This is a genomic window from Mesorhizobium sp. M7A.F.Ca.US.014.04.1.1 (assembly GCF_003998745.1).
Classification (GTDB): domain Bacteria; phylum Pseudomonadota; class Alphaproteobacteria; order Rhizobiales; family Rhizobiaceae; genus Mesorhizobium; species Mesorhizobium ciceri.
This window is the reverse complement of the sequence record NZ_RZRW01000626.1, coordinates 1-3,166: the sequence shown is the minus strand read 5'-3', so window position 1 is coordinate 3,166 and position 3,166 is coordinate 1. Positions and strand designations below refer to the sequence as shown.

Genomic DNA, 3,166 nt, shown 5'->3' with positions numbered 1-3,166 from the left:
CCGCAACCGAGGCGCCGACACAGGGAATGAACCACGACCGCATGAACGGATCGCAGGCGAAGCCTTTTTGCGTGCGTGTCACCATCACCGCCAGCGGGACGCGCTCGGCCGGCCGCCAGGGAAAGATCATGCGGCCGCCTGGCCGCAGCGCCTTCAGCCATCCGGCCGGGGGCGCTGCGACCCCGGCATTGACATAGATGATGTCGGATGGCGGCAGGGGCGTCGTCACGGCATCGCCATGGACCACCGTCGCATTGCCATAGGCTTCGAGATTTTGACGCGCCAGATCGGCCAGCTTCTCGTCGAGTTCGAAAGCGGTGACGATGCCGCCTGGCGAAACCAGCCGGGCCAGCACGGCGGTGTAGTAGCCGGTGCCGGCGCCGATATGGCAAACCGCCTCACCGGGTTTCGGTTCAAGCTTTCCAATCCACATGGCGTGCAGGAATGGCTCGCCATTGTTGATGCCCTTGTCGTCGTCGAGCGCCACCAGCACGTTCTGATAGATATGAGCCGGATCGGCGCTTGGTGTTGTGACCCTGCCGTTGCCGGCGACGACCGTCCACGGTCCGGGACCGAGAAACGCTTCGCGCGGCACGTCGGCGAAAGCCGCTTCCAGACGTGGGTCGGGCGAGCCGGCATTGGCGGCCAGCAGCCGCGCGTAGAATTTCCTGATGTCTTCGATCCGGGTCATGATGCCGGAAAACATAGCGCGGATTGCCGATTTGTCGCGAGGCTGCCCCCTGCGCAGAGGGCAGCTGGTTTCCAGGCGAAGCGGAACTCAGCCGACCCCGAACATGGTGTCGTAGAGCAGCTTGAAGTTGAGCACCAGGATGATCGCGGCGACCACCCAGGCAAGGGCTGCGACGCCGCGCGGAATGGCGAGATTGCCCATCTTCTTCTTGTCGGAGACGAACTGCACCAGCGGGACGACCGCGAAGGGCAGTTGCATCGACAGGATGACCTGGCTGAACACCAGCAACTGGCCGGTGCCCTTTTCGCCATAGAGCGCGGTGACGACCACCACCGGGATAATGGCGAGGCCGCGCGTCAGCAGCCGGCGTGCCCAGTTGGGGATGCGCAGGCGCAGGAAGCCTTCCATAACAATCTGGCCGGCGAGCGTGGCCGTCACCGTCGAGTTCAGGCCGGAAGCCAGCAGCGCCACAGCGAACAGGATCGAGGCGATGCCGAGGCCGAGCAGCGGCGACAGCAGCTCGAAGGCCTGGCCGATCTCTGCGACGTCCTGGTGGCCGGTGTTGTGAAAGGCGACCGCGGACACGATCAGGATCGAGGCGTTGACGAACAAAGCCAGCATCAGGGCGATGGTCGAGTCCGTCGTTGCCCATTTGATGGCGTCGCGCTTGCCCTTGTCGGTGCGTTCATAGGCGCGGGTCTGCACGATCGAGGAGTGCAGATAGAGATTATGCGGCATGACGGTGGCGCCGATGATGCCGATGGCGATGTAGAGCATCGCCGGATTGGTGACGATTTCCGACGACGGCACGAACATGGCATGCAGGATCGAACCGGCCGGCGGGGCGGCGACGAAGATCTGGATGGCGAAGCAGCTGAAGATGATGATCAAAAGCGCGATGACGAAGGCTTCGAGATAGCGAAACCCCTTGTTCATCAGGAGCAGCACGAGGAAGGCATCGAGCGCCGTCAGCATGGCGCCGCCGATCAGCGGAATGCCGAACAGAAGCTGCAATGCGATCGCGGTGCCGATGACTTCGGCCAGGTCGCAGGCGATGATGGCCAGCTCGCAGGCGATCCACAGCACGAAGTTCACCGGCCGGGGATAATAGGCCCGGCAGGCCTGGGCGAGGTCGCGGCCGGTGGCGATGCCGAGCCGTGCCGCCAGCGCCTGCAAAAGGATCGCCATCAGGTTGGACAGCATGATGATGAACAGCAGCGTGTAACCGAACTGGGCGCCGCCGGCGAGGTCGGTCGCCCAGTTGCCGGGGTCCATATAGCCGACCGAGACCATGTAGCCGGGACCCATGAAGGCGAACAGGCGACGGAACCAGACGCCCGAGTTCGGCACGGCGATAGAGGAATTGACTTCGCGCAGGCTGGGCTGCTCGTCCTCGTCGGGCCTGGCGAACCGCCATGAGGAACGGGAGGCTGTGGCTTCGGCTTCGGACATGAAGGAGGGCTTTCCGCGAGACTGGACGATGTTGGCTTAAGCTATGCCATGGCTCAACATTATGCAATATGCTATATTTCATTGTCGTTGCTTTTTATCCGGCTGGCGGTCATCGGGTGAAGCGGCAATCGGAAGCCCCGGTTGCACCTGTGGCGGAATGCAAATAAACGGCCTGAAGAATCAGAGCCCGTGCTATGAAAGCATGGATGGCAAATAGTCCTGGGAGGAGCGCGTATTGGTGCTGAAGAACAGACCAGTTCCGCGCGAGCCGCTGCTCGACGCCGAAATTCATTCGGAGGGCTTCCGGCAGCAGCGCGAAGCGCGCCGCAGTGCGTTGGTCGAGGATTATGTCGAGCTGATCGCCGACCTGATCGAAGACGGCAACGAGGCGCGTCAGGTCGACATCGCCGCACGGCTCGGCGTCGCGCAGCCGACGGTGGCCAAGATGCTGACCAGGCTGTGCGCCGACGGTCTGGTGTCGAGAAAGCCCTATCGTGGCGTGTTCCTGACCGAAGCCGGCCGCAAAGTCGCGGAGGAAAGCCGCATCCGCCACCAGACGGTGGAAGCTTTCTTGCGCTCGCTCGGTGTCAGTGCGGAGACAGCGCGCATCGATGCCGAGGGCATCGAGCACCATGTCAGCGCCGAGACGCTGGAAGCCTTCCGCAAGGCGATGACGGCGCGCTGAGCGCCAGAGTTCCCGCGTCGCCGGAACCGTCGCACGCCAGACACGTTTGCACCAGATCCGTGCGATTGGCGCGCGAAAGGGAGGAAACGATGGGCATCGAACAAACGCCGGCGGCAAAGGGCAAGCAGGCAGCCGAGGGACTGAAACAGGCGGCGGCCAGGGATGAGCGCAAGACCGAAGCCGAAACCGGCCATCCGCTGAAAAAGGGCGCGGCGCGTTTCGAGGAGCGTTCGAAGAGCTCCGACGGCAAGAGCGCCGGCGCCAAGCAGGAAGATTAGCTCTCTGTCGGGCTTACGTGATCGGCTGTAGGCCACGGGGACGATTGCCACGCCGAGCCG

General features: G+C 63.5%; 4 protein-coding genes. 2 read left to right on the top strand and 2 right to left on the bottom strand.

Going from position 1 to position 3,166, the window contains the following annotated elements; genetic code table 11:
* A partial coding sequence (locus tag EOA22_RS28870) for a protein-L-isoaspartate O-methyltransferase (RefSeq protein WP_164755938.1) occupies positions 1–691 on the bottom strand: 691 nt, incomplete at its 3' end.
* Positions 692–778: 87 nt separating this feature from the next.
* Complete coding sequence (locus tag EOA22_RS28865; protein WP_013530120.1) at positions 779–2,143, bottom strand: Nramp family divalent metal transporter; 1,365 nt, start codon at positions 2,141–2,143, stop codon at positions 779–781.
* Positions 2,144–2,378: 235 nt separating this feature from the next.
* Between EOA22_RS28865 and mntR the strand changes: the two genes are divergently transcribed.
* The gene (gene mntR, locus EOA22_RS28860; RefSeq protein WP_024504117.1) at positions 2,379–2,828 is read left to right on the top strand and encodes a manganese-binding transcriptional regulator MntR; all 450 of its coding nucleotides are present in this window, start codon (positions 2,379–2,381) and stop codon (positions 2,826–2,828) included.
* Between the two features lie 89 nt (positions 2,829–2,917).
* A complete protein-coding gene (locus tag EOA22_RS28855) occupies positions 2,918–3,106 on the top strand; it encodes a hypothetical protein (protein WP_013530122.1) in 189 nt (62 codons plus the stop codon).
* The last annotated feature ends 60 nt before the right edge of the window (positions 3,107–3,166 follow it).

Bases quoted from the DNA above. Each gene is read 5' to 3' on its own strand.
- EOA22_RS28865 (WP_013530120.1), bottom strand. From the start codon at position 2,143: ATGTCCGAAGCCGAAGCCACAGCCTCCCGTTCCTCATGGCGGTTCGCC.
- EOA22_RS28855 (WP_013530122.1), top strand. From the start codon at position 2,918: ATGGGCATCGAACAAACGCCGGCGGCAAAGGGCAAGCAGGCAGCCGAG.